The 3,127-nt window shown below is 46.8% G+C and carries 3 protein-coding genes; 1 reads left to right on the forward strand and 2 read right to left on the reverse strand.

All coding sequences use genetic code 11. The features are described from left to right. Positions 1-250: 250 nt before the first annotated feature. Together KKD83_09155 and KKD83_09160 are read right to left on the reverse strand one after the other, a co-directional pair. The gene (locus tag KKD83_09155) at positions 251-1,102 is read right to left on the reverse strand and encodes an alpha/beta hydrolase (protein ID MBU2536313.1); all 852 of its coding nucleotides are present in this window, start codon (positions 1,100-1,102) and stop codon (positions 251-253) included. A gap of 65 nt (positions 1,103-1,167) precedes the next feature. Next, complete coding sequence (locus tag KKD83_09160) at positions 1,168-1,713, reverse strand: nitroreductase family protein (GenBank protein ID MBU2536314.1); 546 nt, start codon at positions 1,711-1,713, stop codon at positions 1,168-1,170. Between the two features lie 239 nt (positions 1,714-1,952). Between KKD83_09160 and KKD83_09165 the strand changes: the two genes are divergently transcribed. Further along, a complete protein-coding gene (locus tag KKD83_09165) occupies positions 1,953-2,789 on the forward strand; it encodes a DegV family protein (GenBank protein ID MBU2536315.1) in 837 nt (278 codons plus the stop codon). The last annotated feature ends 338 nt before the right edge of the window (positions 2,790-3,127 follow it).

Genomic DNA, 3,127 nt, shown 5'->3' on the forward strand with positions numbered 1-3,127 from the left:
AAGCTCCGTAGTCGATATCTTCCAGTGCCGCTTCCTGGCGAAGCCTGGCCTTTTTGAGCAATCTTCTGAGCCGCAGATTATCACGATGGGTCTTCTCGTCCTGCACCAGCAGTCCGACTTGCTCGAAATATCAGACTTGCAGGAGCAGTCTTTGGCGAAGTGGTGATTCAATAGGGAAAGTGGGCATCTCAGGGTAGTCGTGCGCTTCGCAATTTGTTGCTGCTTGGTTAACATTTAGCCAGATTGTTGTCTACCGCTGCGAGATGAATGTGTGCAAGCCGTCTTCATAGCGTTTGCCTGATGTGATGAAGCCGTTATTGTGGGTACCAGTAGTCTCGAGGAATTTCTTTGGCTCCTTTGCTGATTCAAATAGTTTCTGACCATTGTCAAAGGGCATTATTTCATCGTCGCGGCTGTGAACAATCAGGACGGGGCAATCTACTCTGCCCAGGTACTCCGCCGTATTGTATTCAAAGCGTAATAACAGTCTAACGGGAAGGTAGGGATACAGTCCGGCAGCAATATCGGGAAGAGACGTGAATGTTGACTCAAGGATAAGCGCTCCCGGTGTGTGGCTCTGAGCCAGCCATGAGGCAACCGCGCCTCCAAGCGACCGGCCAAAAATAATGACCTCGTTTGGTTTCACTTGACGCTCCTCAATCAGGTACCGCCACGCAGCCTCTGCATCTTTGTATGTGCCCTGCTCGGTGGGCTTTCCCTCACTCTGGCCATAACCCCGGTAGTCAAAGATGAAAACATCTAGTCCAAGCTGATGAAATATTTGAATAGAATCCAATCGGTGCGATATGTTACCAGCATTGCCATGACAGAATAGAATCACACCCCTGGCACTTTTGCTGGGAACGAACCAGCCGGAGAGCTGGACTCCATCCGTAGTTTCAAAAGAGACGCTCTCAAATTGAAGTCCGATGCTATGCGGGGTGACTGATAGGACTCGTTCAGGATAGTAAATATAGTGGGACTGAAAAATGAAGAGGAAGCCGGCAAAGACTAGGTAGACGCCAGCGATGGTGATAACAATCCAGATGCCTAACATAGGAAGACCTTTCAACTTCACTGCACTTTGTCCAATTGACCTCATCTGCCTGCTCGCAGGAATCACCTTTGTAAATATGGCGGATGTAACCTGTGAGAAAGCCGCAGGACTCAGTAAGAGTTAAAGGACGCGATTTTTTCCATTGGCCCTCTGCTATGTTCTGAACATGTTTTTTCCCTATCGTAATAGCCTAACGCTATTAGGATATCTATCTTTTTACGATGTGGGATTTCTAATACTGATTTTACCGCCCTTTCATTAAACCAACCTATCCAGCAAGTTCCAAGACCCAAGTCCTCAGCCTGGAGTACGAAATGCTCAATAGCCACCCCTATATCTATAAGGTAATATTTCGTGCCCCGGAACATACCGCCGATTCTGGCCAAAAACTTAGACTTTTCGGAGACCACGACAACCATAACGGGGGCCATTTTGCAAAAGGAATTCATCGAATATATACCGCGGAAAGCAGCATCGCCTAGCTTATCCTTCAACTGACTATCATCCACGACTATGAACTTCCACGGTTGTGAATTACAGGCGGAAGGAGCTAGTCTTGCCGCCTCAAGGCACATCATTATCTTTTTTCGCTCGACAGGTCTATCCAAGAAATCCCTAATGCTTTTTCTGTGTTTTAGTAGGTCTAAAAGAGCCATAATTTTGTTTCTCTATACTTAATTTCGGCAGCTATAACCTGATAACTAATCCTAATTCTGATCAGTGTCCTTGTCAATATGGGGGATGGGTTATTGGCGGTTATATTAGATATGCTATACGAGAAACTGTTATTGAACTGATTGGCCTTTCCATCCATTGATTTGCAAATCCTGACCGTGGTAGTATACTGCCAAGGTTCACTCTTCCTTAGATTATGATACTGGAGGAGGTCTCACTAATGACAATCAAGATTGTTACTGATAGCACTGCTGACTTGTCACCAGAGTTAATTAAAAAGTTTGGAATTACCGTGGTTCCTTTATACGTGTGCTTTGGGAAAGATGTATACCGTGACCGGGAGGAAATCAACGAAGACGATTTTTATCAGAGGTTGCTGCAAGACCCCACGCATCCCACTACCACGCAGCCGACTCCGCATGATTTTGCTGAAGTCTATCGCCAGCTTTCCTCTAAGGCTGATGGAATTATTTCTATTCACATCTCCGAGAAACTAAGCGGTACTTGCAACTCAGCGTTGCAGGGTAAAAAACTAGTGGAGAAGGGATGTCCCATCGAGGTGATCGACTCGAAGACGACATCAATGGCTCTGGGGCTACTAGTTATGGCGGCAGCTACTATAGCCAAAACTGGGAAGAGCCTGCCGCAGGTGGCGGAGGACGTAAAGCAGGTTGTATCCAGAGTCAAGTTGCTTGTTCTCTTTGGTACCCTGAAATACCTGGCCAAAGGTGGGCGCATTGGGAAAGCAAAATCACTGTTGGGCTCAGTATTAAGCGTAAAACCGATGCTAACAATCAAAGATGGTGAATTCGTGCCAGTAGGCCAAGTCCGCAGCCGTTCCAAGGGTATAGAGAGGCTGTTTGACTTTGCAAAAGATACTGCCGATATAGAGGATTTGGCAGTTATTCATAGCACCACACCTGATGAAGCTAAGTCTCTGGCTGAACGCATCAGTTCGATACTTTCCCTAAAGAAGGTCAGAATAGCCAGATTGGGGCCTGTGTTGGGAGTGCATGGGGGCCCGGGTGTCCTGGCAATAGCATTCAGAAGAAAATAGCAGGCTAGTAGCTCATTATGATCAGAAAGACAGCATAGTCAAACTGCCGTTATCATGTCTACTTTCTTTATGTCTAAGACAACAAAACATCTTGTATATTAGTTTGAAGCTAACGGATGCATTTTCAGGGTTTAGGGAATAAGATGGTCCTACGGGTTCCGGTGAGGTGCACAATTCATTGGGGAGTCTATGACTGTCCCGCCAAAAAGATTGCCTGCCGGCCCTCAGGTGGCCCGATTAAGGAAATTGGGGTGTTATTGAGGACTAGCCCCGCATCAAGTGACAAGGATGGGCAGAGGGTTCCGGCGGTGTTTACCGAGCCCGAATATCCGATTAGG

The sequence above is a fragment of the Chloroflexota bacterium genome, assembly GCA_018829775.1.
Lineage (GTDB): Bacteria > Chloroflexota > Dehalococcoidia > Dehalococcoidales > RBG-16-60-22 > E44-bin89.

Excerpts from the sequence above, each read along its gene's own strand:
- KKD83_09155 (MBU2536313.1), bottom strand. The coding sequence starts at position 1,102 with ATGAGGTCAATTGGACAAAGTGCAGTGAAGTTGAAAGGTCTTCCTATG.
- KKD83_09160 (MBU2536314.1), bottom strand. The coding sequence starts at position 1,713 with ATGGCTCTTTTAGACCTACTAAAACACAGAAAAAGCATTAGGGATTTC.
- KKD83_09165 (MBU2536315.1), top strand. The coding sequence starts at position 1,953 with ATGACAATCAAGATTGTTACTGATAGCACTGCTGACTTGTCACCAGAG.